The organism is Nonomuraea sp. NPDC048892, from assembly GCF_040649735.1.
In the GTDB taxonomy this organism is placed as follows: domain Bacteria; phylum Actinomycetota; class Actinomycetes; order Streptosporangiales; family Streptosporangiaceae; genus Nonomuraea; species Nonomuraea maheshkhaliensis.
On sequence record NZ_JBEZFZ010000009.1, the window covers coordinates 260,482 to 285,790 of the forward strand.

Sequence of the window (25,309 nt, forward strand, 5' to 3'; positions counted from 1 at the left end):
CGTACCACCCGCCGCTGCGGCTCGTGCTCGAAACCCTGGGCGGCGACGCGCTCTCCGCCGCCTACGTGCCCGACGGAGCCGCGATCACGCTCGGCGAGCCCATCGTGCACGACCCCGACGACCCCCTCGACGAACGGCCCGGCGGCGTGCTGCTCGCGTGGGCGCGCGGGTGGCCGACCCGGCCACCCACGACCTGCTGCGCCGGGCGGCCCGCCTGGAATACCACGCCGTGGTCGTCAAGGACAGGGGCGCCGACCTGGCCCCGCTCATCGAGTCGGCGCGGGCGGCCGGCATCGCGCTGCTCATCGCGCCGGAGGACCTGCCGTGGCGCCAGCTCGACGCGCTGCTGACGGCGGCGGTCTCCGGCCCCGGCGCCCCGGCCACCACCTATTCGAGCGTCGCCATCGGCGACCTGTTCGCGCTGGCCAACGCCATCGCCGCGACGATCGGCGGAGCCACCAGCGTCGAGGATCCGCAAGGTCACGTGCTGGCCTACTCCAACCTGCCCGGCCAGCAGATCGACGAGATCCGCCGGCAGGGCATCCTCGGGCGCAAGACGCCGCAGCGGCCGACCAACCGCAGCGAGTACACCCGCGTCTTCAAGGCCGGCGTGCCCGTGTGGTTCGAGAGCATGGGCCCCGGTCACATGCGCCGCCTGGCGACGGCGGTGCAGGCGGGGCCGCAGCTCCTCGGGTTCATCTGGATGCTCGACGGAGATCCGCCGCTGGTGCCCGACGCCGTACGGCTGCTGGAGGACGCGGGGCGGACGGCGGCGCTGCACCTGCTGCGTGCCCGCATCCCCAGCAACCCGCAGCGCTGGCACAGCTCCGAGACGCTGCGCGCGCTGCTCGACGGCGCCACCAGCGAGTCGGCCGCGGCCGTGCGGCTGGGCCTGCCGGCCGGGTCGCCGGTGTGCATCGTCGCCTTCGCGCCGGTGCACGGGCCGGCCGCCGAGGCGGGGACCGCGCTGGCGAGCATCGCCGACCTGGTCAGCCTGAGCTGCGAGTCCTGGCATCCGCAGGCCGTGTGCACGACGAGCTGGGGCCGGGTGTACGCGCTGCTGCCCGTCCCGCCGGGCACCCCCGCCGAGCGGCTGGTGCAGGTGGCGACCGGCGCGGCCGAGGCGGTGCGCAAGTCGATGCGGATCCCGCTGCACGCCGGCCTCGGCCCCGTGGTCGCGGGCCTGGGCGAGGCGCGTTCGTCCAGCAGGCTCGCCGAGCGCGTCCTGCGCGTGCTCGGCGAGACCTCGGCCGCCGCCGCGGCGGTCGCCACCGACGAGCAGGTACGCAGCCGCGTCGCCCTGTACGACCTGGCCGAGCGCGGCGGCGTGGCCGCCGAGCAGCTGCTGCTCCCGGTGCGCCGCATGCTCGACTCCGACAGGACCCAGTCCACCACGCACGCCGTCACCCTGCTCGCCTATCTCGACGCGTTCGGCGAGGCGGCCAGGGCGGCGGCCGAGCTGTCGGTGCACGAGAACACGCTGCGTTACCGGGTGCGCCGGCTGCAGGAGCTGTTCGAGGTCGATCTGGCCGACCCGGCCGAGCGGCTGGTGATCTGGCTCCAGCTGAGCCTGCTGCGGCTGCGCGGCGAGCTGTAGCGCGCCACAAGCGGACCACGAGCGGTGAGCTGCGGCACTCCACCAGCGGACCACGAGCGGTGAGCTGTGGCGGCCCACAACGGGCGGCGGGTGAGATGTCCGGTTTCGACGATGAGGGCGCTCGGCCCCGGCCTCTAGCGTTCGTCGCATGCCTTCACTGCTGCTGCGCAACGCGCGGATCGGCCTGGGCGGCCCGATCCGCAACGTCCTGATCTCCGACGGCCGGATCGCCGAGGTGACCACAGAGGTGCCCGCCGTCGAGTCCGCCGTCGAGCCGGCGGTCGAGTCGGTGGACGTGGCGGGCGGGACGCTGCTGCCCGGCCTGTGGGACTCGCACGTGCACATGCTGCAATGGGCGCAGATGCGGCGCCGGGTGGACGTCAGCGGCGCCCGTACCGCCAGGGAGGCCGTCGAGCTGGTGGTCCCGCACGACGGCTTCACCATCGGCTACGGCTTCCGCGACGGCCTGTGGCCGGACGCGCCGCACAAGTCGCTGCTGGAGGCGGCGGCGCCGGGCCGGCCCGTCGTGCTGCTCAGCAACGACCTGCACACCGGCTGGTTCAGCCCCGCCGCACTGGCCTCCATCGGCAGGGGCGAGCACGAGACGGGCGTGCTGCGCGAGCACGAGTGTTACGAGGCGATGGCCGCGCTGCCGCTGCCGCCCGAGCGGGAGCTCGACCGGTGGGTGGCCGAGGCGACCACGGCCGCGGCGGCGCGGGGCGTGGTCGGCGTGCTCGACTTCGAGTTCGCCGACAACGTCACCGACTGGAGCCGCCGGGTCGCCGAGCAGCGGATAGACGTGCGGGTCGCCTGCTCGATCCCGAAGGACCGGCTGGAGGAGGCCGTCAAGCGGGGCCTGCGCACCGGGGAGCCGGTCGCCGGGTCAGGCGGGCTGCTGGAGGTGGGCCCGGTGAAGATCTTCGTGGACGGCTCGCTCAACACCAGGACGGCCTACTGCGACGACCCGTACCCGGGCACCGGCGCCCGCGGCCTGCTGGAGACGCCGCCGGAGGAGCTGGCGAGCACGATGGGCCTGGCCTGGGCGCACGGCCTGCGTCCTGCCGTGCACGCGATCGGCGACCTGGCCACCAGCATCGCGCTGGACGCGTTCGAGCAGGTCGGCTGCCCCGGCCGGATCGAGCACGCGCAACTCCTGCGGCCGGGCGACTTCGCCAGGTTCGCCAGACCCGGGCTGGTCGCCGGCGTCCAGCCCGCGCACGCGCCCGACGATCGGGAGGTGGCCGAGCTGCACTGGCCGGGCCGCACCGGCCGCGCGTTCGCCTACGCCGGCCTGCTCGCCGCCGGCGCCACGCTCGAACTGGGCTCCGACGCGCCGGTGGCGCCGCTCGACCCCTGGGACGGCCTGGCCGCCGCGGTCGCCAGGACCGACGACGAGCGCGCGCCGTGGCATCCGGAGCAGGCCATCCCGCTGCCCGACGCGCTCGCGGCGGCGGCCAGGGGACGGCGCGGGATCCGCGCGGGCGACCCCGCCGACCTGGTGATCACCGCCGGTGACCCGGCCGAGGCCGACCCGGCCGCGCTGGGCGGCGTGGAGGTGCTGGGCACGCTGCTCGGCGGCCGGTGGACGTACCGGCAACACGGCTGAAACACGGGGTTGACGGCGCTGTTCCAGGTCACAAAGCCGCGGCGCCCGGTTGAACCATTCCAACAATGAACCGCAGGCAGTGCTGTGGGACGCTCGTCCCCAAGCACGGGCCCCCATCCACGGAGGTGTCAGCAGGTGTCCGTCAAGAAAGTTCTCGGAGCCGCCGCGTTGGCCGTCGCGCTGACGGCCTGTTCGGCCGGCTCCGGCGGAGCCGGCACCCCTCAAGGGGAGAAGTCCTTCTCGGTCGGCGTCACCACGTACTTCCTGTCCCACCTGACGCCCGGCAGGTCGGTGGCCAGCAACGTGGACTACGCCCTGTTCACGCCGCTGACCACGGTGGACGCGACCAGCGGCAAGGCCGTGAACGCCGTGGCCGAGTCGATCGAGACCGACGACAACGTGACCTGGACGATCAAGATCAAGCCGGGCTGGACGTTCCACAACGGCGAGCAGGTCACCGCGCAGTCGTTCGCCGACTCGTGGAACGCGACCGCGTACGCCCCCAACGCGTTCGAGAACAACTTCATGTTCGCGCCGTTCAAGGGCTACGCCGAGCTGAACCCGGCCGACGGCAAGCCGTCTGAGAAGACGCTGTCCGGGGTCGAGGTGGTCGATCCGGCCACGCTGAAGATCACGCTGGGCAAGCCGATGTCGCTGCTGCCGTACGTGCTGGCCCAGACGGCCTTCGCCCCCATGCCGAAGGCGGCCTTCTCCGACCTGGCCGGCTTCGACCGCAAGCCGATCGGCAACGGGCCGTACCAGTTGGACGGCGAGGGGCTGTCGGCCGGCGTGACGAAGGTCGCGCTGCGCAAGTTCGGCGCCTACAAGGGGCAGGCGGGCAACGCGGACCGGATCGAGGTCAAGTCGTACCAGGACGAGGGCGCGGCCTACCGCGACCTCCAGGCGGGCGCGCTCGACATCAGCCTGGTCACCGGCAACAACCTCACCGACGCCGCCGCCCGGTTCAAGGACCGGCTGGTGCGGGTGCCGTTCCCCGCGGTCATCTACCTGGGCTTCCCGCTGTGGGACAAGCGCTTCTCCGACCTGAAGGTACGCCAGGCGTTCGCCCACGCCATCGACCGCGAGACCATCGTCAAGTCGCTGCTGCGCGGCTTCGGCCAGCCCGCCAAGGGGCTGGCGGGGGCGAGCGTGCCGGGCGGCGGCGCGGCCGACTGCCCTGCCTGCACCTACGATCCGGCCAAGGCCAAGGCGTTGCTGGCCGAGGCCGGCGGCTGGAGCGGCCCGCTGAAGCTGTGGACGTACCAGGACCCGGTGAACACGGTGATCCTGGAGGCGGTCGGCAACCAGCTGCGGGCCAACCTCGGCATCGAGGCGGTGACGACGCAGACCCAGCCGGTCGACCAGCTCTACCCGAACCTGGCGGCGAAAAAGATCGACGGCCCGGTGCTGCTCTACATGGGCGCCGGCTACCCCCACCTGTACGCGCTGGCCGACCAGCTGTTCACCAAGACCTCGGCGTCGAACGTGACCGGCTACGACAGCCCCGAGTTCGCGAAGCTGATGGCCGACGCCGCGAAGGCGGGCCAGGACGAGGCGATGGGCCTGACCCAGCAGGCGGCCAAGGTCGCCATGGACGGGCTCCCGCTCACGCCGCTGTTCCAGCCCGTCGGCGGCCTGGCCTACTCCGCCAGGGTGAGCGGCGTGAAGCCGGAGTTCCTCGGCGCCGCGGTGCTGGCCGCGGTCAAGGTCGGCTGAGGCGGGGACGTGGGGAAGTACGCGCTGCACCGGCTGCTCATGGCGCTTCCCGTGCTGCTGGGCACCACCTTCCTCATCTACCTGGCCGTCTACGCCCTGCCGGGCGACCCGATCCAGGCGCTGGCCGGGCCCAACCGGGCGCTGTCGCCCTCGGTCGAGCAGGCGCTGCGTGAGCGGTTCCACCTGGACGACCCGCTGCTCGTGCAGTACGGGAGCTACCTCAAGGGCCTGCTCTCCGGCGACCTCGGCACGAGCTTCGCCGGCCGCCCGGTCTCCGAGGTCATCGCGGCCAGCTGGCCGGTGACGTTCCAGCTGGGCGTGACGGCGTGGCTGTTCATGACGGTTCTGGGCGTGCTGCTCGGCACCGTGGCCGGGCTGCGGCGCGGCAAGCTCACCGACGCGCTCGTGCTGGGCGGCACCACGGTCGTCATGGGCGTGCCGTTCTTCGTGGTCGCCTACGTCGCGCAGATCGTGCTGGGGGTCAACCTGGGCTGGCTGCCGGTCTCGGGCACGGACGCGGGCTGGCCGCTGGCGTACGTGCTGCCCGGCCTGGTCCTCGCCCTCTACGGCCTGCCGCAGGTGGCCAGGCTGACCAGGACGAGCGTGCTGGACAACCTGAACGCCGACCACGTCGACACCGCGACCGCCAAGGGCCTGCGCCCGCGCGCGGTGGTGGTCAGGCACGTCGTGCGCAACTCGCTGATCCCCGTCGTGTCGCTGCTCGGCGTGAGCCTCGGCTACCTGCTCAGCGGCACCGTCCTGATCGAGGGCATCTTCAACCTGCCGGGCCTCGGCTACCAGATCTTCACGGCGATCCCGCAGCACGACGGGCCGGTCGTCGTGGGCGTGGGTACCCTGCTCGTCCTCGTCTTCCTGCTGGTGAACCTCTTGGTGGACCTTCTCTATGGCATCCTCGACCCTCGTATCCGCCTCGGCTGAGGCTCCGCCCGCCGGCCGGCCGGGACTGCTCGCCAGGCTGCGCCGCCGTCCCGCCTTCGCGATCTCCGGTGCCATCGCGCTGGTCGTCTGCGCGATGGCGGCGGTGCCGCAGGCGTTCGCCGGCTGGTTCGGCAGCGGGGACCCGCGCAAGTGCGACCTGGTCAACAGCGGCCTGCCGCCCGCGCCGGGGCATCCGTTCGGCTTCGACATCCAGGGCTGCGACCTCTACAGCAACGTCGTGTACGGCGCTCGTTCCTCCGTCCTCATCGCGCTGCTCGTCACGGCCGGGATGATCGTCGTCGCCGTGCTGCTGGGCAGCCTGGCCGGCTACTTCAGAGGCTGGGTGGACGCGGTGATCAGCCGCGTGATGGACGTGTTCTTCGGCTTCCCCGCGCTCGTCGGCATGATCGTGCTGCTCCAGGCGGCCAGCACGCACAACGAGTGGACGGTGTCGGCGGTGCTGATCCTGTTCGGCTGGCCGGTGCTGGCCCGCGTCATGCGCGGCTCGGTGCTGGAGACGGCCACCAGCGAGTACGTGGCCGCCGCCCGCGGCGTCGGCGCCGGCACCGCGCGCATCCTGCTGCGCCACGTCCTGCCGAACGCACTCGGCCCCGTCGCCGTGCTCACCGGGCTCAACGTGGGCGGCGTGATCGCCTCGGAGTCGGCGCTGACGTTCCTCGGCGTCGGGCTGCAGACCCCGGCGATCTCGTGGGGCGTGCAGCTCAACACCGCGCAGCAGTACTTCGTCACCTCCCCGCACCTGCTGATCTTCCCGTCGATCTTCCTCACTGTCACCGTGCTCAGCTTCGTCCTGCTCGGCGACTCGCTCCGCGACGCCTTCGACCCCCGCCTGCGCCAGGAGGTGGCCCGCCCGTGACCCGTCTGGAATCCCTGCCCGGCTACGACGCCGGCGCGCCCCTGCTGGCCGTCTCGGACCTGCGGGTGCGCTTCGGCGCCACCACGGTGGTCGACGGCGTCGGCTACGAGGTGGACGCCGGTCAGACGCTCGCCGTGCTCGGCGAGTCGGGCAGCGGCAAGAGCGTGACCGCTCGCGCGATCATGGGCCTGGTCCGGCCGCCGCGCGGCGCCGTCACGACCGGCTCGGCGCGGCTGCGCGGGGTGGACCTGCTCACGCTGGCGGAGGAGGAGCGGCGGCGGCTGCGTGCCACCACGATCGCGATGGTCTTCCAGGACGCGCTGTCGGCGCTGAACCCGGTGCTCAGCGTCGGCTACCAGATCGCCGAGCTGTTCCGGGCGCACCAGGGGCTGTCGCGCAAGGAGGCGGCCGGGAAGGCCGTCGAGGTGCTCGACCTCGTCCGCATCCCGTCCGCGGCGCGGCGGGCCCGCGACTATCCGCACCAGTTCTCCGGCGGGATGCGCCAGCGCGTCGGCATCGGGCTGGCCATCGCGCTGAACCCGCAGGTGATCATCGCCGACGAGCCGACGACCGCGCTCGACGTGACCGTCCAGGCGCAGATCATCCGGCTGCTCGGCGAGCTCCAGCGCGAGCACGGCACCGCGCTGGTGCTCATCACGCACGACATGGGAGTGGTCGCCGACATCGCCGACCGGGTCGCCGTCATGTACGCGGGGCGGGTGGTCGAGCAGGGCGCGGCGGCCGAGGTGTACGCGCGGCCTGCGCACCCGTACACCGAAGCCCTGCTCGGCGCGATCCCCCGGCCCGAGCTGCGGGGGCGGCGGCTGGCCGTCATCCCGGGCGCGCCGCCCGACCCGGCGCGGCCTGATCCGGGCTGCCGGTTCCGGCCGCGCTGCGGGTACGCCGGCGAGGCGTGCGGGCAGCAGCCGCCCGCGCGGGAGATCGGTCCTGGCCGGCTCACGGCCTGCCACGAGTGGGAGCGGGTGACCACGTCATGACGGCTGAGACGGTGCTCGACGTACGCGACCTGGTCAAGCACTTCCCCGTCAGGCAGGGCGCGCTGCGGCGGACCGTGGGCCTGCTCAAAGCCGTGGACGGGGTCTCACTGGAGCTCCGCAAGGGCGAGACGCTCGGCATCGTCGGCGAGTCGGGCTGCGGCAAGTCCACCCTGGCCAAGCTCCTGACCGCGCACGAACGGCCCACCTCGGGCCGGGTCACCGTGCTCGGCAGGTCACTGCACGACCTGCGCGGCGGCGAACTGCGCCGGGCCAGGCGGCACGTGCAGCTCATCTTCCAGGACCCGTACACCTCGCTCGATCCGCGCATGACCGTCGCCGCCACCGTGCGCGAGCCGTACGACGTCAACCCGGACCTCGCGCCGCGCGGCGACCGGGACCGGCTCGTGCGCGAACTGCTGGAGGCGGTCGGGCTCAACCCCGACCACGGCGGCCGCTATCCGCACGAGCTCTCCGGCGGGCAGCGGCAGCGGGTCGGCATCGCCCGCGCGCTCGCGCTGCGGCCCGAGGTGCTGGTGTGCGACGAGCCCGTGTCCGCGCTCGACGTGTCGGTGCAGGCGCAGATCGTCAACCTGCTGGAGGAGCTGCGCGAGCGGTTCTCGCTGGCGTACGTGTTCATCGCGCACGACCTGAGCGTGGTGCGGCACCTGGCCGACCGGGTAGCCGTCATGTATCTGGGCAAGGTGGTGGAGACCGGGACTGAGGCCGAGGTGTACGAGTCGGCGGCGCATCCGTACACGCGGGCCCTGCTGTCGGCGGCGCCGGTGCCGGACCCGGCCGCGCGCGGCACCCGGCAGGAGATCGTCCTCGACGGGGAGCCGCCCAGCCCGGTGGACCCGCCGTCCGGGTGCTCTTTCCATCCGCGCTGCTTCATGGCGGAGGACTCCTGCGCGCGCTCGGCGCCCGTGCTTGAGCCCGTCGCCGCGGCCGGGCACCTGGTCTCCTGCCACCTGGCCCGCCGCCCCGGTCCCTGAGGTCGGGCGCCCGGTCCTTACGCGTGGCGGCCGCAATTCCCGCGTACCCCTGTGAAATACCAGCTTTCGGTAAAGCCTCCTCTCTTCTATCTTTACCGTGACCGAAGGTCGCGAAGGAGATGTGGACTGTGAAGAGACTTGTCGAACGTACTCCCCTGCGAGCAGGCGTCGTCGCGGCGGTCGCTCTGGCCGGTGGCCTGATCACCACCACCCCGGCCGGCGCGGCCCCCACGACCGGCCTGAGCGCGGCCACTTCGGTGACCGTCCAGGCCGAGACCGCCGCGCTCGCCCGCCCGTCGAACGGCCGGATCCTCTACCACCGCATCGGCGGCGGCGTGAACCAGCTCAAGATCAAGAACGGCACGTCGCGGGACGGCGTCGTCGCCCTGGTCAGGGGCAGCACCAAGGCGATCAGCATCTACGTCCGCGCCAAGTCCACCGCGACCATCAGGGACGTCAGGGACGGCACGTACCGGATCTACTTCACCACCGGCTCCCGGTTCAGCGTCTCCAAGGGCAGGTTCGGCCGCAACGCCGTCTACCAGCGCTTCAACGACCGGCTGCGGTTCCGCTCGCCCGGCACGCGCTACACCATCTACACCCTGACCCTGCACCCGGTCCGCGGCGGCAAGGCACGGACGAGCGGCGTCAACCCGAAGGACTTCCCGGCGTAGAAGGTGTTCCACGCCGGGGCTTGAGGTTCGGCTCTTCGGCGCCGGGGATCCGGGCTTCGGCGCCGCGGAATCGGTGCGCCACTTCGGCGCCGCGGAATCGGTGCGGCGCGGACCTGCGGTTCAGCGCCAGGGATGCGGGCGGCGGCGCGGACCTTCGGCTCAGCGCCGGGGGCCGTACCAGTGCGACGCCGCTGCGGCCGCCTGCGCCGGCAGGTCCGCGCCGGCGTCGCCTGCCCACGCCACATACCCGTCGGGGCGCACCAGGACGGCCGCCGGGAGCCCCTTCCGCGCCGGGCCCTCGTGCCGGACGACCATCGTGTCTCCGGCCGGCACCGCCTTGGCGACGTCCGCAGAGCCGGTCGCGTCCACCAGCACCGGACGCCCGTCGCGCAGGAGCTCGTACAGGCGGCCTCCCTCACACGGCACGTCCGGCATCCTGCGCCCGGTCCACGGGTGGGCGCCGCGTGCTCCCGCCGGGTAGCCGATGCCGAGGCCCGTCAGGCGTCCGGCCACGAGCCGCCGGGACGGGCCGAAGCGCAGGATCAACCGGATCATGACGGCGCGCAGCGCCCGGCGGATCGCGGAGCGGCCCAGCACCAGCCGGTTGAAGTTGTCGGTCAGCGCCAGCACCTGCGCGCCGACCGGGTGCCGCTCGCCCTCGTACGTGTCCAGCAGCCCCTTCGGGCCGTGCCCGCGTACGGCGGCGGCCAGCTTCCAGCCCAGGTTCATCGCGTCCCCGATGCCGGTGTTCATGCCCTGACCGCCCAGCGGCGAGTGCACGTGGGCGGCGTCGCCGGCCAGGAACACCCGGCCCTCGCGGTATCGCCTGGCCTGCCTGCGCTCGCTCAGGAACCGCGTACTCCATCGCTGCTCGCGCATGCCGAAGTCGGTGCCGGCGATCCGGTCGAACGCGTCGCGCATCTCCTCCATCGGCAGCGGCACGTCCAGCGGCACCTGCTCGCGCAGCCGGTCCCAGGCGATGGCGCGGAACCACCCGTCGCCGAACGGGATCATGAGCACCACGCCCTCACCACTGGCCGCCGCGAACAGCGCGTCCTGCGGCGGCTCGGTCACCCGCACGTCGGCGAGCAGGATGTGCGTCGCGTACTGCTTGCCGGCGAAGTCGATCCCGGCCTGCTCGCGCACTTTGCTGTGAGCGCCGTCGCACCCGACGACGTAACTCGCCGACTCGGTGCGGCCGTCGGCGAGCTCGACCATGACCCGCTCGGCGTCCTGACTGATCCCTGCGACCTCGGCACCCCTGACGATCTCCACGCCCAGCTCACGGGCGCGCGCCTCCAGCAGGCGCTCGGTACCGCTCTGCGGCACGATCAGCACCATGGGGTAACGGGTCTCCAGCGTACGCAGATCGAGCACGGCGCCGGGGGCGGGCTGCAGCTCTTGCACGGGCCGGCCGAGCGGCACCAGATCGTCCGCCAGTCCGCGGGCGTCGAGCAGTTCGAGCGTACGGGCGTGCACGGCGAACGCCCGCGTCAGATTGGACTGCTCGGCCCGCCGCTCCAGCAGCCGGCAACGCACACCGGCCCGGGCCAGCTCGCACGCCAGCATGAGGCCGGTCGGGCCGGCGCCTATGACGATCACGTCGGTGGTGTTGTTCATCGGACTCTTCCCTCCGGGATTCGATGCCACCACGATGCGATCGGAGCCGGGGCCCTCGAATCGGTGAAGTACACAGTGGCCGTAACCAGTGCACCGGCCCCGCCTCCCGACCATCGGAGCTACACCGGCCCGACATCCCGGCCGCCAGCGATGCACCGACCTTGGCATGTCGGCCCCAGCCATGTGCCGACCTGGAATCCCCGCCATCAAGGGCACCCCGACCCGGCATCGCCGCCGTCACCGGACCGACGTCCCACCGTCAACGGGGCACCGTGACGGCCGGGCAGCGGTGGCCGACCGGTGAAATCACGGATGCGAGCCCTCCGCCCCTGGGCGCAGAGTCGTCCGATGCGGCATGACGAGACGGTTATCCCCGTGGGCGGTTCCCTGGTCCGGGCCTATCGAGCAGGCACAGGCCCCGACCTGGTACTCCTGCACGGCGGCGAACCCAGCGAAGCCGGCGGCACCGGCTGGGCCGGCGCGGTCAGCCCAGCCGACACGATCGGCGGAACTGGCTGTGGCGGCGGGACCGGCCTGGCTGACCTTGCCGGAGAACCAGTGCTGACCGGCGAGACCAGTGGCTTGCCGGGAGGCGCGCGGTCGGCGTGGGAGCCGGTGTGGACGGCCTTGTCCGGGCGGGCGCGCGTGACAGCGCCCGATCTACCCGGCTTCGGCGGCACACCCCTGGGACAGGTCGTGCCGACACCGGCCGGTTACGCGGCCTGGCTCGCCTGCTTCCTCGACGCCTGCGGCATCGGCCCGGTCCGGCTCGCGGGCCTCTCCCTCGGCAGCGCGATCGCCCTGCGCGCCGCCCTGGACATGCCACAGAGGATCACCCGACTGGCCCTGTGCGACCCGTGCGGGGCCGAGCCAGCAGAACTCACCTGCCCGGTCCTGCTGACCCGCGGACTCCCTTGCCGAGTCCCCGACGTCCTGGTGACCTTCCTGACCTCAGCCTCCGATCAGCACGAACACGACATAAAGGCACGAACGCGTCTCCCCTGAACCGCCCGAACACTTAGCAACCAGCCCAAATCAGTCCGGAGCCCTCAGCGACCGACCCCCAGCACACCAGGGCCCTCAACAACCGACCCCGAGCGCACCACGACCCGCAACCACGGGCCCCAACCAAAAACCATGATCCTTGACCGCCCCAACCAGACCAGACAGCCCTCAGCGACCGGCCTCCAGCAGGCCAGGATCCTCGATACAGAGCCGTACCAGCTCCCCCCGCGACGAGATCCCCAGCTTCACGAACACCTTGTGCAGGTGGTAGTCCACAGTGCGCGGGCTCAGGAAGAGGTGCGCCGCGATCTCCCGATTGGTCCCTCCCTCCCCTACCAGCCGCGCGATCTGCGACTCCTGCGGCGTGAGATCCGCGGCCGTACTGGGATCCCGCTTGCGCGCGCTCTCACCGGTCGCCTGCAACTCGGCGCGGGCCAGCTCAGCCCAGGGCGCCGCGTCCAGCCGTTCGAACGCCTCGGACGCCGCCCGCAGGTGCCGTCGCGCCTCGGCCCGGCGACGACGACGGCGCAGCGCCTCACCGAACAGCAGCGCCGTCCTGGCCGCGTCGAACGGGCGCCCGGCCCTCGCGTGCAGGGAGAGGGCCTCCGTGAAACTGGCCTCGGCAAGACCGGCGTCATCACCCGCGACCAGCCCACGGCACCGCGACACCAGCGCATGCGCCCACGGCGACCCGGCCGGTCCCGCCCAGCTCTGGAGCCGTTCCAGGGCGGCCGTCGCCCGGTCCTGGCGCTCCATCCGTACGGCGGCCTCGACGAGATCGGCGGCGGCGAAGATCTTCACCAGCGGATGCCCCTCCCCCGGCCCGGCGTCCGCCATGGCGCTCAGCCGGTCGAACGCGTCCGCCATCCGGCCCTCACCCAGATCGAGCAGCGCCAGCGCCCAGGCCGCGATCCCCGCAGGTGGCCCGAGCCGCTGCCCGATGGCCTGAGCCAGCGCGGCACCCGCCTCCGTACGGCATTCCTCGGCCCGGCCCTGGACGGCGGCGATCCAGGCGAGCACGGAGCGGTGGTGCGCGGCGGTGTTGTCCTGGCGGGTGTCGAGCGACAGCCGCAGCCCTTCGGTGGCGGTGGCGCGAGCGGCCGCGAACCGCCCGGTCCACATCTGCAGCGCGGCAAGCGGCCCCAGCACCAGCGGCAACACGCTGACCGCGCCGGCCGCACGGGCGCGTACGGCCGAGGTGGTGAACAGAGCGAGCGCCGCAGCGTCCTCACCGATGAACATCGCCGCACCCGCAGCCAGTGCCAGACTCTGCGGATCAGCCCTCTCCTGCGCCAGCGCCCGCCCTTCCCGTAAGGACGGCGCCGCCCGCTCAGCGTCCCCACCCAGCAGCGCCGCCAGCCCGACAAGCAACAGCGCCCCCGCACTCACCCCATCATCCGGCACCCACCTCCGGCGGCCGGCAACCAACGCCTCGACGTCCACCACTCTCGCCCCGGGGCCCTCCGCCGTGACGGAGCCCTCGGCCGGCGAACCGGCTGGGCCCGCTTCCCTCGGCGGCGCCCCACCGGCGCCGGGGGCGTTGGCCGGAAGCAGGGAGGACAGGCGTCGGCCGGCTTCGGCGAGTTTGGGGAGGTCGGCGGCGGTCCAGGCCAGGCGGCCTGCCTCGGTGAGCATGACGGCGGCCTGGATCGGGTCCAGTTCGGTGATCGGCTCGGAGCCGGCGACGAGCGTCGCGTATGCCACATCGGGCCGCCCGCACAAGCCCTCGATCGCCCCGCGCAGATGCTCCCCCTGCGCCCGGAGCAGGGGTTCCGAGGCGTACGCCGCCGCCTCGTCCAGCAGCGAACGGGCCCGGTCGGGCTGGCCGCCGAGCCAGGCGGCCTCGGCGGCCTGCGTGAGAAGCCGGCCACGGGACTCCGCTTCGGTGGTGAGGGCGGCGGCGCGGTGGAAGGCGCTCGCGGCGGCGGCATGACCGCCGCGCCGGGTGGCTCGCCGGGCGGACTGCTCCAGCTCGGCGGCCGCCGCCTCGTCCTGGCCGGTAACGGCGGCGGCCAGGTGCCAGGCGCGCCGGTCGGCGTCCCCGTTGCCGTCGAGCACGGCGGCCAGGGCCTGCTGTACGGCGCGGCGCTGCAGGAACGTCGCTCCCCGGTAGACGGCCGAACGTACGAGTGGATGGCGGAAGGCCATGATGTCGCCCTCCACCCGCAGCAGCCCGGCCGCCTCCGCCTCGTCGAGCGCGTCCGGCGCCACCCGCAGCTCCTGGGCCGCGCGCAACACGAGGCCGATGTCGCCGCTCTCCTCGGCGGCGGCCACGAGCAGCAGCGTCTGCGCCGCGGGCGCCAGCCGGCGCACCCTGTCCAGGAAGATCTGCTCGACCACCTCGCCGACCGGCAACCGCTCGGGCAGCGGCCGTACGCCGGCAAGCTGCTCGGCCGAGAGCGAGCCCGGCAGTTCGAGCAGGGCGAGGGGGTTGCCCGCGGTGCTGTCCACCAGCAGTGCGGCCACCTCGGGAGCGAGCGCCACGGACGTACGCTCGGCCAGCAACGCCCGCGCCGCCTCGGGCTCCAGCCCACGGAGTCGTAACTCAGGCAGCCCAGCAGCCGAACGCGAGGCCCCGGTCCTGATCCCAAAACCCGATGACGGGCCCGGCGACCCGGCAAGCGGATGCGACGGCCAGGTGAGCGAATCCGGTGCTCCGGTGAGCGGGTGTGGGGAGATGGTGTCGTCGCGGACTGCGAACAGCAGGGCGACGCCCTCGGCCTCCAGGCGTCGGGCCACGAACGCCAGCGCGTCCGCGGACGGTCCGTCCAGCCAGTGCGCGTCGTCGACCAGGCACAGCAGCGGCCCGTCCTCGGCCACCTCGGACAGCAGACTGAGCACCGCGACCGACACCAGGAACCGGTCCCCCTCCACCGGCGGCCCCAGTCCGAACGCGCCGCGCAGCGCCGCGGCCTGGCCGGCCGGGACCGCCGCGAGCCGGTCCGCGACGGGGCGCAGCAGCTGGTGCGCCGCCGCGTACGGGAGCTCGGACTCCGACTCGACCCCGCCGCCACGCAGCACCCGCATACCGTCGGCCCGTGAGGCGGCGAAGTCGAGCAGCGCGGACTTCCCGACGCCCGCCTCACCACGCAGGACAAGAACGCCGCTGCGCCGATCGCGAGCGCCGTCGAGCAGCTGGGCAATGATCCCGCATTCCCACTCCCGGCCATGCAGCATGCCCCGATGGTACGACCGCCACAGCTCACGACCAGGGGGCCGCAACTCCCCCAGCCGGAAGTCCCCGGGCCCGGATCTCGCCGACCCACCGCCCGGCTGGCATCGGAGGGAGCGGCGCCGACGCCTCTTTTCCCGGCCCGAGCCCCGGTGATCACCCGGGCACGGGCTCCTCGGTTGGGGGCAAGGTCGCGGTATGCCGGTAATGCCGTACACTGCGGCAAATGCTTCTGGCCCCCGCCCGGCTGGCCTGGCTGGACGCCCTGCGGGGACCGGCAGCGCTGGCCGTCACCATGCACCACGCCGGATGGACGTTCATCCCGGGCGTCTGGGCGGAGGTGGATCGCAGGATCGATCTCGGCACGTGGGGCGTGTTCGTGTTCTTCCTGGTCAGCGGCTACATCATCCCCGCCTCCCTGGAACGGCGCGGCGACCTGCGCGCCTTCTGGACCGGCCGGGCCTTCCGGCTCCTGCCGCTGCTCATGACCGCGTTCTGTCTGGCGTTCCTGCTCGTGGCGGCCGGATCGCTCCCGTCGCCTCCTGGGCTCGGTGAGCGGCCGCCGCTGCTCGTCGCGCTGGGCAACCTGACGATGATGCAGGAATTACTGAACCTGCCCGCGGTCATCAGCGTCACCTGGACGCTCTCGTACGAGATGGCCTTCTACCTGCTGTGCGTGGCGTTGTTCGCGGTGCGGCAGGCGCACAGGTCGGCGACGATCGCGATCGTGCTGGCGCTGCTGGCCGTGCCGCTCGGGCTGCTGCTGCCGAGGGCCGTCATCGGCGGTGGCGCCGATCTGACCGCCGCGCTGCTCGGCCTCGCCGTCATCGCCGCCATCGCCCTGACCGTGCTGGGGCGCGGCGCCGCGCGTACGGCGGGCGCGGTCGCGGGCGGGCTGCTGGGGCCGGCGCTGGTGATCCTGGGCAGCAGGGGCGGCACCTGGCAGGGGGTGATCATCCTGGCGACGATGTTCGCGGGGACGGCGGTGTACCGGGCGGAACAGGGGACGATCTCCCGGCCGGCCGCCACGGTCGCCGTGGCGGCGGCGCTCGGCTGCGGGCTGCCCGCCAAGGGCGACCCCGCCTGGGCGCCGGCGATCGTGCTCGCCTTCGGCGCGTTCGCGCTGGCGTACGCGCTGCGCCGGCGCCGCTTCCCGCGCTGGCTGGCGGGCCTCGGCGTGATCAGCTTCTCCGTCTACCTGCTGCATCCCCTGCTGCTGTACGCGAGCCCGAACCTGCCGGTCTTCTTCCTCATCCTGATCCCGCTCAGCCTGCTGACCTATCGCGTGATCGAGCTGCCCGCCCAGCGGCTCGGCAAGCGGCTCATCTCAAGCCGACGCGGCGATCCGGCCAAAGCCTGACTCATCGCACATGCCCCGCCGCGTCCGTGAGCGCCGGCCTGTGCTGCGCAGTCGTTCAGGTGCGGGCGCCCTTGCCGCTCAGGTAGCCGACGACCATCTCGCCGACCATGCGCCGCTGCCTGGCCCGATGCTCGGCGGCGGTCATGTCGCGCCCGAACAGCGCGCCGAACGTGTGCTGGTTGGCCACCCTGAACACGCAGAACGCACTGATCATCATGTGCACGTCGATCGCGTCGGCCTCGGTGACGAAGTCGCCCGACGCCTGGCCCGCGTCCAGGATGCGCTCGATGAGGTCGAGCACCGGCGTGCCCAGGTTGGCCAGCACCTCGGACTTGCGTATGTGCTCGGCGCGGTGCACGTTCTCGATCGCCACGAGCTGGATGAACTCGCGGTGCGCGTCGTGGTGGTCGAAGGTCAGCTCGGCCAGCGTGCGGATGGCCTCGACCGGCGCCAGGTGCTCCACGTCCACCGTGCGCTCCGCCGCGCGCACCTCGGCGTACACCTTCTCCAGCACCGCGATGTAGAGCCGCTCCTTGCTGCCGAAGTAGTAGTAGATCATCCGTTTGGTGGTGCGCATGCGGGCCGCGATCTCGTCGACCCGCGCGCCCGCGTAGCCCTCGCGGGCGAACTCGCGCTGCGCGACCTCGAGGATTTCCGCTTTGGTACGGTCGGCGTCCCGCTGGCGTTCGGCGGCGGCGGGGGGCGAGGTCATTGGCTCATCATAGATCCGCCCGCGGACCCGACGGCGAGCCGGCCGAGGGTGCCGGCCGAGGGTGCCGGGCCCGTTCCCGCAGCTCAGGCTTCCTGCTCCAGCTCGGCCAGCACGCTTTGGGCGACGGCGAACGCGGCGTTGGCCGCCGGGACCCCGCAGTAGACGGCGCTCTGCAGCAGCACCTCGCCGATCTCGTCGGGGGTGAGCCCGTTGCGTACGGCCGCGCGCACGTGCATGGCCAGCTCGTCGAGGTGCCCGCGGGCGACCAGCGCGGTGAGCGTGACGCAGCTGCGGGTACGGCGGTCGAGCCCGGGACGGGTCCAGATCTCACCCCAGGCGTAGCGGGTGATGAAATCCTGGAAGTCCCTGGTGAAATCGGTCGTCCGGGCCACGGCGCGATCGACGTGGGCGTCGCCGAGCACCTCGCGCCGTACCCGCATGCCGGTGGCGGCGGGCAGGTGGGCGAGGAGGGCCTGGGTGACGCGGGCCGGCTGGTCGACGTTCGCCAGGTGGGCGGCGGCCGGGAGCTCCACGAGCGTGGCGCCGGGGATGCCGTCGGCCAGCTCCCTGGCGTGCGGCGGCGGCGTCGCCGGGTCCTCGCGGCCGGCCACGATCAGGGTGGGCACGGTGATGGCGGCCAGCTCGCCGCGCAGGTCGTAGGCGCCCAGCGCGTCGCAGCAGGCGGCGTACCCGGCGGGGTCGGTGGTGGCCAGGTCGTCGAGGAGCTGGTCGTTGAGAGCCCGGCCGTTCCGGGGTTCGCCGGTCAGGGTCGCGTCGTTCGGGATCCCGGGGTCCGGTGTCTGTGCGAACCAGCGGGCGGGGGCGGTTTGCAGCAGTGGTGCGGTGCCCTGGGCGCGTACCAGGGCGGCTCGTTCGTGCCACGCCCGGGGGTCGCCGAAGCGGGCGCTTGAGCAGATCATGGTCAGGGAACGCAGCCGTCCCGGATGCCGGACCGCCAGAATGGCGCCGATCGCGCCGCCGATCGAGACCCCCGCGTAGTGGAAGCCGTCCATGCCCTCGGCGGCGGCCGCCTCCAGGACCAGCTCCGCCAGGTCGTCGATGGTGCTCGCCTTGGCGTCGGCGGGCGAGTCGCCGTGGCCGGGCAGGTCGTACCTGAGCACCCTGAAGGTGCGGGCGAGCGCCTGGAGCTGCGGTTGCCACAGGCGGGTGGAGGTGCCGAGCGACGGTCCGAGGATGAGCGGCTGCCCCTGCTCGGGGCCGTCCAGCCGGTAGTGCAGCATCAGTGAGGTGCCTCGTCCTGGTCGTGGGTGGGAGGGTGCTGGAATGAGAGAGCGCGATCCACGAGGGCGGGGGCAGGGGCGGCGTCGCCGGTGACGGTCAGGTTCGCGCGCATGCGCTCCGGGTGTACGCGGAGGTCGGCGACCAGTTCGGCGGTGTCCCTCGTGGCGCCCGCGACCAGGCGCAACGCCTCGCGCAGCGGCTGCCATTCGGCGTGCCAGGCGCCGGAGGGGCGCTCGTCCTCGGCGGCGAGCGAGCCGTACAGGATGGCGGCGAGCGCGGGCACCTGGCGGGCCGCGGCGGCGATCATCGTGGCCCGGACGGGGTTGTGCTTGTGCGGCATGGACGACGAGCCGCCGCCGACGCCCTCGGAGAGCTCGCCGATCTCGGTACGCGACAGGACCAGCACGTCGGCCGCCGGCTTGCCCAGCGCCCCCGCGGTGAACGCCAGCGCCCCGGCCAGGTCGGCGATCGGCGTGCGCAGGACGTGCCAGGGCAGCGGCGGCTCGGCCAGCCCCACCTCGGCCGCGAACCGCCCCGGCAGCCGCAACGCCACCTCCACCGCCTGCGCCCCTGAGTCAGGGTGCTGGAAAGGGGCGAGGGTGCCCGCTGCGCCGCCGAGCTGGGCCGGGAGGGTTCGGCGGGCGGCGGTGAGGCGGGTGCGGGCGTCGGTGGCCAGCCGGTGCCAGCCCGCCGCCTTCAGCCCGAACGTCGTGGGTACGGCCTGCTGGGTGAGCGTCCTGGCGGCCATCGGGGTGTCGCGGTGCTCGGCGGCCAGCGCGGCGAGCCGGTCGGTCGTCCGTTCCAGATCGGCCAGTACGGGCCCCAGTGCGCGGTACGCCACGAGCATGAGAGCCGTGTCGACGATGTCCTGACTTGTCGCCCCACGATGGACGTACTCCCCGAAAGGGGCGGCCGCCGTGCGGAGGTCCGCCACGAGGGGGATGACGGGGTTGCCGCCGGAGCGCGCCCGCACCACCAGGTCCTCCAGACAGAACGCCTCCACGCGGGCGGCAGCCGTCACCGCGTCCGCCGCCTCGGGCGGAACGAGCCCGAGCGCCGCCTGCGCCCGGGCCAGCGCGGCCTCGGCGTCCAGCATCGCCCGCAGCACGGCGACGTCACCGGTCGCCTCGACCCCGCCCCGCATCGGCGAGAGCAGCCCGAGATCCGCCCCCGCAGGCGTGGAGGCCACGTCGCGCCCCGCCCCCGCGCCCGGTGGGTCGGGGTCAGCCGAAGTCAAGGAAGACCGTCTCCTTCTCTCCCTGGAGGTGGATGTCGAAGCGGCGTACCCCTTCCCGTTCCTCCACCGCCACCAACGTCCGGCCGCGCTCCGGCGGCAGCGAGTCGAGGAAGGCGTCCCGTCCGAGGTAGATACGCGTGTAGAGATGGAGCAGCAGCCCGCGCGCGAACACGCACACACTGATGTACCCGTTCGCCGGCTCCACCGTACGCAACGTCCAGTGCCCGTCCCGATCGGTGGCCACGCGGCCGAAGCCGGTGAAGGTGACGCCGTCGCGGCCGAGCACGGCGGCGCTGGTCGGGTCGCGGCGCAGCGTGCCGGGCGCCCCGCGCACCCGTCCCTGCTCGTCAGCCTGCCAGAACTCCAGCAGCGCGTCCGGCACGGGCTCCCCCGCGCCGTCGTAGACGTAGCCGTGCACGGCGATCCCGCCGAGGGCGATGTCGCCGCCGCCGGGGAAGGGCAGCGCGTACCCGTAGAACGGGCCCACGGTCTGTGAAGGGGTCGGGTTCATCGGCCTTCCTCCATCCAGGTCGCGGAAGGGCCGTCGAGGACGATGTCCCACCGGTAGCCGAGCGAGAATTCCGGCACCGACAGCTCGTGCGCGTACGACGCGACCAGCCGCTGCCTGGCGCTCTCGTCGGTCACCGACTGCAGGATCGGGTCGTACGCGAACAGCGGATCCCCTGGGAAGTACATCTGGGTGACGAGCCGCTGCGTGAACGAGGTCCCGAACAGCGAGAAGTGGATGTGCGCCGGCCGCCAGGCGTTGACGTGGTTGCGCCACGGATAGGCGCCGGGCTTGATCGTGGTGAAGCGGTAGGAGCCGTCGTCGCCGGTCAGGCAGCGGCCGACGCCGGTGAAGTTGGGGTCGAGCGGCGCGGGGTGGTCGTCACGCTGGTGCAGGTAGCGTCCCGAGGCGTTGGCCTGCCAGATCTCCACGAGCTGGTTGCGTACCGGCCGCCCGCCGCGGTCGAGCACGCGCCCCTGTACGGTGATCCGCTCGCCCAGCGGCTCGCCCATGTGCTGCTTGGTGAGGTCGTTGTCCGCCGGCGCCACGTCGGTGACGCCGAAGACGGGCCCCGACAGTTCGACGGCCTCGGGGTCCTTGATGGGCACCAGCGGCTGCCGGGGGTGGCGCAGCAAGGTGCTGCGGTAGGGGGCGTAGTCGCGTGCGGGGTGGTCGGCCGCCGTGCCCGCGAGCGCGGCGATCTCCTGGTCGATGTCGGACTGCTGGAGGGGTTCAGACATTCCGCTACCTTTCGAGTACGACGGCCAGCCCTTGACCGACGCCGATGCAGAGGCAGGCGAGCCCGGTGCCCGAGCCGGCGGCGGCCAGCCGGTGGGCCACGGCGCCGGTCACGCGGGCTCCCGAGGCGCCGAGCGGGTGGCCGATGGCGATGGCGCCGCCGTCGGGGTTGACGATGGCCGGGTCGAGGTCGGGCAGTTCGGCCAGGCAGCCGAGCACCTGCGCGGCGAACGCCTCGTTCAGCTCGGCAGTGGCGAGATCGCCGAAGCGCCGGCCCGCCTTGGCCAGCGCCCTGTTCGCCGCCTCGACGGGGCCGAGACCGAAGTAACGCGGTTCCAGCGCGCTGACGCCGCTCGCCACGATCCTGGCCAGGGGCTCGCGCCCGCGCAGCCCCGCCTCGTCGGTCAGCAGCAGCGCCGCCGCGCCGTCGTTCAGCGGGGAGGAGTTGCCCGCGGTGACGGTGCCGCCGTCCTTGCGGAAGGCGGGCTTGAGCTTGGCCAGCGCCTCAAGGGAGGTGTCGTGGCGGATGCCCTCGTCGCGGGTGACGGACGCGATCGGGACGATCTCCCGCTCGAAGGTCGCCTTGGCCGCCTTCTGGTGGCTGGCCAGCGCGAACGCGTCCTGCTCCGGGCGGGTGATCCCGTGCTTGTCGGCGATCAGCTCCGCGCCCTCGCCGAGCGCGACCGTGTGCTGGGCGGGCATGGCCGGGTTGACCAGCCGCCACCCGAGCGTCGTGGAGACCAGCTCCTGGCCGCCGGCCGGGAACGCGCGTTCGGGCTTGGGCAGCACCCATGGGGCGCGGGTCATCGACTCCACGCCGCCGGCGATCACGGCCGAGGCGTCGCCGAGCGCGATGGCCCGGTAGGCCTGGATGATGGCCTCCATGCCGGAGCCGCACAGCCGGTTCACGGTGACGCCCGGTGTGGTGATCGGCAGGCCGCTCAGGATGGCGGCCATGCGGGCGACGTTGCGGTTCTCCTCGCCGGCGCCGTTGGCGTTGCCGAGCACGACCTCGTCCACGGACTCCAGTTCGTTACGCGTGACCAGCGCCGAGACGACGTGCGCGGCCAGGTCGTCCGGGCGGATCCCGGACAGGGCGCCGCCGTAGCGGCCGAACGGCGTGCGTACGGCGTCGGCGATGTAGACGTCCTTCATGTCGCGATGACCTCCGCGTCGGTACGATCGTGCGTCCCCTGCCTGCTCACCGTGCCGGTGCCGTCGCACGTCCACTTCCCGTTCACGCGCGCACCTCCGCGCCGGTACGGTCGCGCAGGTCGTCCAGGCTCACTCCCGGCGCGCGTTCCACGAGCGTGAGCCCCTGGTCGGTGATGTCGAGGACCCCGAGGTCGGTGATGACGCGGTGGACGCATTCCTTCCCCGTCAGCGGCAGCGTGCACTCCTCGACGATCTTCGCGGAGCCGTCCTTGGCGTTGTGCTCCATGATCACGATGACCCTGCGGGCGCCGTGCACGAGGTCCATGGCCCCGCCCATGCCCTTCACGAGCCGGCCGGGCACCATCCAGTTGGCCAGGTCGCCCTGGGCCGAGACCTGCATCGCGCCGAGGACCGCCACATCGATGTGGCCGCCGCGGATCATGCCGAACGACAGCGAGGAGTCGAAGAACGACGCGCCGGGCAGCACGGTGACGGTCTCCTTGCCGGCGTTGATCAGATCGGGGTCGACCTCTTCCTCGGTCGGGTAGGGGCCGACGCCGAGGATGCCGTTCTCGGAGTGGAGCACCACGTCCACGCCGGGCGGCAGGTGGGAGGGGATGCGGGTGGGCAGGCCGATGCCCAGGTTGACGTAGTCGCCGTCACGCAGCTCGGCGGCGGCCCTGGCGACCATCTCGTCACGGGTCCAGCTCATCGGCCGACCGTCCCCGGGGTGATCGTGCGCTTCTCGATGGATTTGTCGGCGGCCTGTTCGGGGGTGAGAACGATGACCCGCTGGACGAAGACGCCGGGCAGGTGCACCTCGTCGGGGTCCAGCTCGGCCAGCTCCTCGACCTCGGCGATCGTGATCCGCCCGGCCATGGCGGCGAGGGGGTTGAAGTTCCTGGCGGCCTTGTGGAAGACGAGGTTGCCGTGCCGGTCCCCCCTGGCCGCGCGGACGAGGGCGAAGTCCGTACGGATGCCGTGTTCGAGCACGTACTCGCGGCCGTCGAACTCGCGCACCTCCTTGGCCGGCGAGGCGAGCGCGACGCTGCCGTCGGGGTTGTGCCGCAGCGGCAGGCCGCCGTCGGCGATGGGCGTGCCGACGCCCGCCGGGGTGTAGAAGGCGGGGATGCCGCTGCCGCCCGCGCGCAGCCGCTCGGCCAGGCTGCCCTGCGGGGTGAGCTCGACCGTCAGCTCACCGGCCAGGTATTGCCGGGCGAACTCCTTGTTGTCGCCGATGTAGGAGGCGGTGACGTGGGCGATGCGCCCGGCCGCCAGCAGGACGCCCAGGCCGCCGCCGTCCACCCCGCAGTTGTTGGACACGACGCCGATGCGGCGCACGCCGGTGTCGTAGAGGGCCCGGATCAGCACGTTGGGGATGCCGCTGAGGCCGAAGCCGCCGACGGCGAACGACGCTCCGTCGTGCACGCCGGCCAGCGCCTCCGCGGCCGTGGCGAGCACCTTGTCTCTCCGCACGACGCTCCGATCGACACGTGTTCGCTCTGCGAACTTTTGTTCACTAAAGTATCCCTGTCAGTATCTGTACGGGTGGCGCGCCTGTCAAAGGTCGTCCCTGAACGTCTCGGCGACCCGGAACCGGCGGAGGAACCCATGGAGCAGGCGTCGGAGCGGCCCGCGGAAGCCGCGGGGACGCTGGAGCGCGGGCTGGCCGTGCTGCGCGCCGTGGCCGCCGACCCGGCGCGGCCCGCCCGCGCGACGGACCTGGCCCGCGCGACCGGCCTGGCCAGGTCCACGGTCGACCGGGTCGTGAGCACGCTCGTCCACCTCGGCTACCTGCGCGCGGACGGCCGCGACGTGCGGCTCGCGCCGCGCCTGATGGAGCTGGGCGAGGCGTACCTGGCCGGCGACGGGCTGCGCGACGCCCTCGCCCCGCCGGCCGTGCGGCTGGCCGAGGAGCTGGACGAGTCCGTGTCGCTGGCCGTGCGGGACGGCGACGGGGTGCGTTTCGTCGTGCAGGTCACCCGGCGGCGGACCATGTCGGTCAGCTTCCGCGTGGGCGACGTGCTGCCGGTCGATCGCTGCGCGGCCGGGCTGGCGCTGCTCGATCCGGACGCGCCGTGGGCCGAGGACGACCAGCTCATCGAGCCGGGGCTGATCGCGGTGGCGGTGCCCGTGCGCGACGGTTCCGGCGCCGTGGTCTGCGCGATCAGCGTCGTGAGCCACACCAGCAGGCACACGGCGGCCGGGCTGCGCGACCACTGCCTGCCCGCGTTGCGCCGGACGGTCGAGCAGATGGAGGCGATCCTGGCCGGCCGCTCGCCTCTACCTCTGCCCCTGCCTCCGGCGCGCCTCGAAGCCGAGCGTGGGGCGGTGGACGGTGCCGCCAAGCGGGAACTGGGCATGGGGTTCCTGCAGTCGCTGGCGCGCGGGCTCGCCGTGCTGGTCGCGCTCGGGTCGGCGCGCGGCGGGCTGACGCTCGCGGACTGCGCCAAGGTCACGGGCCTGCCCCGGGCGACCGTACGGCGTGCGGTGCAGACCCTGGAGCGCCTCGGCTACGCCACCGCCGCCGGCGGTGGCCGGTTCACGCTGCTCCCCCGCGTGCTGGAGTTCGGGTACGCCCACCTGTCCGGGCTGACGTTCGGCGAGATCGTCCAGCCGCACCTGGCCGACCTGGTGGCCCGGGTCCGTGAGTCGGCGTCGGTGGCGGTGCTGTCGGGCGACGACGTGGTGTACGTGGCCAGGGTCCAGACCGTGAGCCTCATGAGCGTCAACCTCACCGTGGGCACCCGGCTGCCCGCGTACGCGACCTCCATGGGGCGGGTGCTCCTCGCCGAGCTGCCCGAGGAGCGGCTGGCGTCGATCGTGCCGCGCCGTCTGTCGGCCAGGACCGTCGCCTCGCGCTCCGAGCTGCGGGCGCTGCTGCGCCGGGCGGCGGCCGACGGGTATGCCCTGGTGGACCAGGAGCTGGAGGAGGGCGTGCGGTCGATCGCGGTGCCCGTACGGGACCGGACCGGGCGCGCCGTCGCGGCCGTGAACGTCGCCACCCACGCCGGCCGCGCCACCCCCGCAGCCCTCATGAACGACGTGCTGCCCGCCCTCAGGGAGACGGCCGCCAGGATGGAGGCCGATCTTGCTTACACGCGGGCGGCGGTGGACGGGTGAAGCTCAGGAGAACGTGATCGGCGGACCGCCGCCGGGCG

Annotated in this window: 21 protein-coding genes; 11 read left to right on the forward strand and 10 right to left on the reverse strand. The window is 73.1% G+C overall.

Annotated elements, in window-relative coordinates:
• Positions 1 to 157 precede the first annotated feature (157 nt).
• The 8 genes from AB0C28_RS29405 to AB0C28_RS29440 all read left to right on the forward strand — a co-directional run bounded on the left by AB0C28_RS29405 (position 158) and on the right by AB0C28_RS29440 (position 9,399).
• Positions 158 to 1,597, forward strand: coding sequence for a helix-turn-helix domain-containing protein (locus AB0C28_RS29405; protein ID WP_358078979.1), 1,440 nt, complete (start codon positions 158 to 160; stop codon positions 1,595 to 1,597).
• Between the two features lie 148 nt (positions 1,598 to 1,745).
• Complete coding sequence (locus tag AB0C28_RS29410; protein ID WP_358078982.1) at positions 1,746 to 3,203, forward strand: amidohydrolase family protein; 1,458 nt, start codon at positions 1,746 to 1,748, stop codon at positions 3,201 to 3,203.
• Between the two features lie 135 nt (positions 3,204 to 3,338).
• Entirely contained in the window at positions 3,339 to 4,919 is a 1,581-nt protein-coding gene (locus AB0C28_RS29415) for an ABC transporter substrate-binding protein (protein WP_357835883.1), read from the forward strand.
• A 9-nt stretch (positions 4,920 to 4,928) separates the two neighbouring features.
• A complete protein-coding gene (locus AB0C28_RS29420; RefSeq protein ID WP_357835886.1) occupies positions 4,929 to 5,858 on the forward strand; it encodes an ABC transporter permease in 930 nt (309 codons plus the stop codon).
• Positions 5,824 to 6,735: an ABC transporter permease gene (locus AB0C28_RS29425; protein WP_357835888.1), complete on the forward strand. Its 912-nt coding sequence runs from the start codon at positions 5,824 to 5,826 to the stop codon at positions 6,733 to 6,735. The genes AB0C28_RS29420 and AB0C28_RS29425 overlap by 35 nt, the downstream gene beginning before the upstream one ends.
• Positions 6,732 to 7,733 (forward strand): ABC transporter ATP-binding protein, encoded by a 1,002-nt coding sequence (locus AB0C28_RS29430; protein WP_358078985.1) that lies wholly within the window; start codon positions 6,732 to 6,734, stop codon positions 7,731 to 7,733. The genes AB0C28_RS29425 and AB0C28_RS29430 overlap by 4 nt, the downstream gene beginning before the upstream one ends.
• Positions 7,730 to 8,725: an oligopeptide/dipeptide ABC transporter ATP-binding protein gene (locus tag AB0C28_RS29435; protein WP_358078988.1), complete on the forward strand. Its 996-nt coding sequence runs from the start codon at positions 7,730 to 7,732 to the stop codon at positions 8,723 to 8,725. The genes AB0C28_RS29430 and AB0C28_RS29435 overlap by 4 nt, the downstream gene beginning before the upstream one ends.
• 128 nt (positions 8,726 to 8,853) lie before the next feature.
• On the forward strand, positions 8,854 to 9,399 hold the full coding sequence (locus AB0C28_RS29440; protein WP_357835897.1) for a hypothetical protein: 546 nt from the start codon (positions 8,854 to 8,856) through the stop codon (positions 9,397 to 9,399).
• 159 nt (positions 9,400 to 9,558) lie between these two features.
• Here AB0C28_RS29440 and AB0C28_RS29445 read toward each other — a convergent pair whose 3' ends face one another.
• Positions 9,559 to 11,019, reverse strand: coding sequence for an FAD-dependent monooxygenase (locus AB0C28_RS29445; protein WP_357835900.1), 1,461 nt, complete (start codon positions 11,017 to 11,019; stop codon positions 9,559 to 9,561).
• Between the two features lie 348 nt (positions 11,020 to 11,367).
• On the opposite strand from AB0C28_RS29445, the gene AB0C28_RS29450 reads away from it, so the two are divergent.
• Positions 11,368 to 12,024: an alpha/beta fold hydrolase gene (locus tag AB0C28_RS29450; RefSeq protein WP_358078991.1), complete on the forward strand. Its 657-nt coding sequence runs from the start codon at positions 11,368 to 11,370 to the stop codon at positions 12,022 to 12,024.
• Between the two features lie 168 nt (positions 12,025 to 12,192).
• On the opposite strand, the gene AB0C28_RS29455 is transcribed toward AB0C28_RS29450, so the two are convergent.
• Positions 12,193 to 15,201, reverse strand: coding sequence for an AAA family ATPase (locus AB0C28_RS29455; RefSeq protein ID WP_358078994.1), 3,009 nt, complete (start codon positions 15,199 to 15,201; stop codon positions 12,193 to 12,195).
• A gap of 221 nt (positions 15,202 to 15,422) precedes the next feature.
• Here AB0C28_RS29455 and AB0C28_RS29460 point away from each other — a divergent pair, with 221 nt between their 5' ends.
• Complete coding sequence (locus AB0C28_RS29460; protein ID WP_358078996.1) at positions 15,423 to 16,556, forward strand: acyltransferase; 1,134 nt, start codon at positions 15,423 to 15,425, stop codon at positions 16,554 to 16,556.
• 55 nt (positions 16,557 to 16,611) lie between these two features.
• Here AB0C28_RS29460 and AB0C28_RS29465 read toward each other — a convergent pair whose 3' ends face one another.
• From AB0C28_RS29465 to AB0C28_RS29500, 8 genes are all read right to left on the reverse strand, one after another.
• Positions 16,612 to 17,268: a TetR/AcrR family transcriptional regulator gene (locus AB0C28_RS29465; RefSeq protein WP_346113301.1), complete on the reverse strand. Its 657-nt coding sequence runs from the start codon at positions 17,266 to 17,268 to the stop codon at positions 16,612 to 16,614.
• A gap of 83 nt (positions 17,269 to 17,351) precedes the next feature.
• Positions 17,352 to 18,509: a 4-carboxymuconolactone decarboxylase gene (gene pcaC / locus AB0C28_RS29470; protein WP_358078999.1), complete on the reverse strand. Its 1,158-nt coding sequence runs from the start codon at positions 18,507 to 18,509 to the stop codon at positions 17,352 to 17,354.
• Positions 18,509 to 19,747: a 3-carboxy-cis,cis-muconate cycloisomerase gene (gene pcaB / locus AB0C28_RS29475; RefSeq protein ID WP_357835915.1), complete on the reverse strand. Its 1,239-nt coding sequence runs from the start codon at positions 19,745 to 19,747 to the stop codon at positions 18,509 to 18,511. Before pcaB ends, pcaC begins: the two co-directional genes overlap by 1 nt.
• On the reverse strand, positions 19,734 to 20,258 hold the full coding sequence (locus AB0C28_RS29480) for a protocatechuate 3,4-dioxygenase subunit alpha (RefSeq protein ID WP_358079002.1): 525 nt from the start codon (positions 20,256 to 20,258) through the stop codon (positions 19,734 to 19,736). The genes pcaB and AB0C28_RS29480 overlap by 14 nt, the downstream gene beginning before the upstream one ends.
• Positions 20,255 to 20,995: a protocatechuate 3,4-dioxygenase subunit beta gene (gene pcaH, locus AB0C28_RS29485; protein WP_358079004.1), complete on the reverse strand. Its 741-nt coding sequence runs from the start codon at positions 20,993 to 20,995 to the stop codon at positions 20,255 to 20,257. Before pcaH ends, AB0C28_RS29480 begins: the two co-directional genes overlap by 4 nt.
• A 4-nt stretch (positions 20,996 to 20,999) precedes the next feature.
• On the reverse strand, positions 21,000 to 22,148 hold the full coding sequence (locus AB0C28_RS29490) for a thiolase family protein (protein ID WP_358079007.1): 1,149 nt from the start codon (positions 22,146 to 22,148) through the stop codon (positions 21,000 to 21,002).
• Positions 22,149 to 22,230: 82 nt separating this feature from the next.
• Positions 22,231 to 22,860: a CoA transferase subunit B gene (locus tag AB0C28_RS29495; protein WP_357835927.1), complete on the reverse strand. Its 630-nt coding sequence runs from the start codon at positions 22,858 to 22,860 to the stop codon at positions 22,231 to 22,233.
• Positions 22,857 to 23,624, reverse strand: coding sequence for a CoA transferase subunit A (locus tag AB0C28_RS29500; protein ID WP_358079010.1), 768 nt, complete (start codon positions 23,622 to 23,624; stop codon positions 22,857 to 22,859). The genes AB0C28_RS29495 and AB0C28_RS29500 overlap by 4 nt, the downstream gene beginning before the upstream one ends.
• Before the next feature lie 135 nt (positions 23,625 to 23,759).
• Between AB0C28_RS29500 and AB0C28_RS29505 the strand changes: the two genes are divergently transcribed.
• Positions 23,760 to 25,271 carry an IclR family transcriptional regulator C-terminal domain-containing protein gene (locus AB0C28_RS29505; RefSeq protein ID WP_358079013.1) on the forward strand — a complete coding sequence of 504 codons (1,512 nt, stop codon included), beginning with the start codon at positions 23,760 to 23,762 and terminating at the stop codon, positions 25,269 to 25,271.
• The last annotated feature ends 38 nt before the right edge of the window (positions 25,272 to 25,309 follow it).

Excerpts from the sequence above, each read along its gene's own strand:
- AB0C28_RS29410 (WP_358078982.1), top strand. The coding sequence starts at position 1,746 with ATGCCTTCACTGCTGCTGCGCAACGCGCGGATCGGCCTGGGCGGCCCG.
- AB0C28_RS29425 (WP_357835888.1), top strand. The coding sequence starts at position 5,824 with ATGGCATCCTCGACCCTCGTATCCGCCTCGGCTGAGGCTCCGCCCGCC.
- AB0C28_RS29435 (WP_358078988.1), top strand. The coding sequence starts at position 7,730 with ATGACGGCTGAGACGGTGCTCGACGTACGCGACCTGGTCAAGCACTTC.
- AB0C28_RS29445 (WP_357835900.1), bottom strand. The coding sequence starts at position 11,019 with ATGAACAACACCACCGACGTGATCGTCATAGGCGCCGGCCCGACCGGC.
- AB0C28_RS29450 (WP_358078991.1), top strand. The coding sequence starts at position 11,368 with ATGCGGCATGACGAGACGGTTATCCCCGTGGGCGGTTCCCTGGTCCGG.
- AB0C28_RS29455 (WP_358078994.1), bottom strand. The coding sequence starts at position 15,201 with ATGCTGCATGGCCGGGAGTGGGAATGCGGGATCATTGCCCAGCTGCTC.
- AB0C28_RS29460 (WP_358078996.1), top strand. The coding sequence starts at position 15,423 with ATGCTTCTGGCCCCCGCCCGGCTGGCCTGGCTGGACGCCCTGCGGGGA.
- AB0C28_RS29465 (WP_346113301.1), bottom strand. The coding sequence starts at position 17,268 with ATGACCTCGCCCCCCGCCGCCGCCGAACGCCAGCGGGACGCCGACCGT.
- pcaC (WP_358078999.1), bottom strand. The coding sequence starts at position 18,509 with ATGCTGCACTACCGGCTGGACGGCCCCGAGCAGGGGCAGCCGCTCATC.
- AB0C28_RS29480 (WP_358079002.1), bottom strand. The coding sequence starts at position 20,258 with ATGAACCCGACCCCTTCACAGACCGTGGGCCCGTTCTACGGGTACGCG.
- pcaH (WP_358079004.1), bottom strand. The coding sequence starts at position 20,995 with ATGTCTGAACCCCTCCAGCAGTCCGACATCGACCAGGAGATCGCCGCG.
- AB0C28_RS29490 (WP_358079007.1), bottom strand. The coding sequence starts at position 22,148 with ATGAAGGACGTCTACATCGCCGACGCCGTACGCACGCCGTTCGGCCGC.
- AB0C28_RS29495 (WP_357835927.1), bottom strand. The coding sequence starts at position 22,860 with ATGAGCTGGACCCGTGACGAGATGGTCGCCAGGGCCGCCGCCGAGCTG.
- AB0C28_RS29505 (WP_358079013.1), top strand. The coding sequence starts at position 23,760 with ATGGAGCAGGCGTCGGAGCGGCCCGCGGAAGCCGCGGGGACGCTGGAG.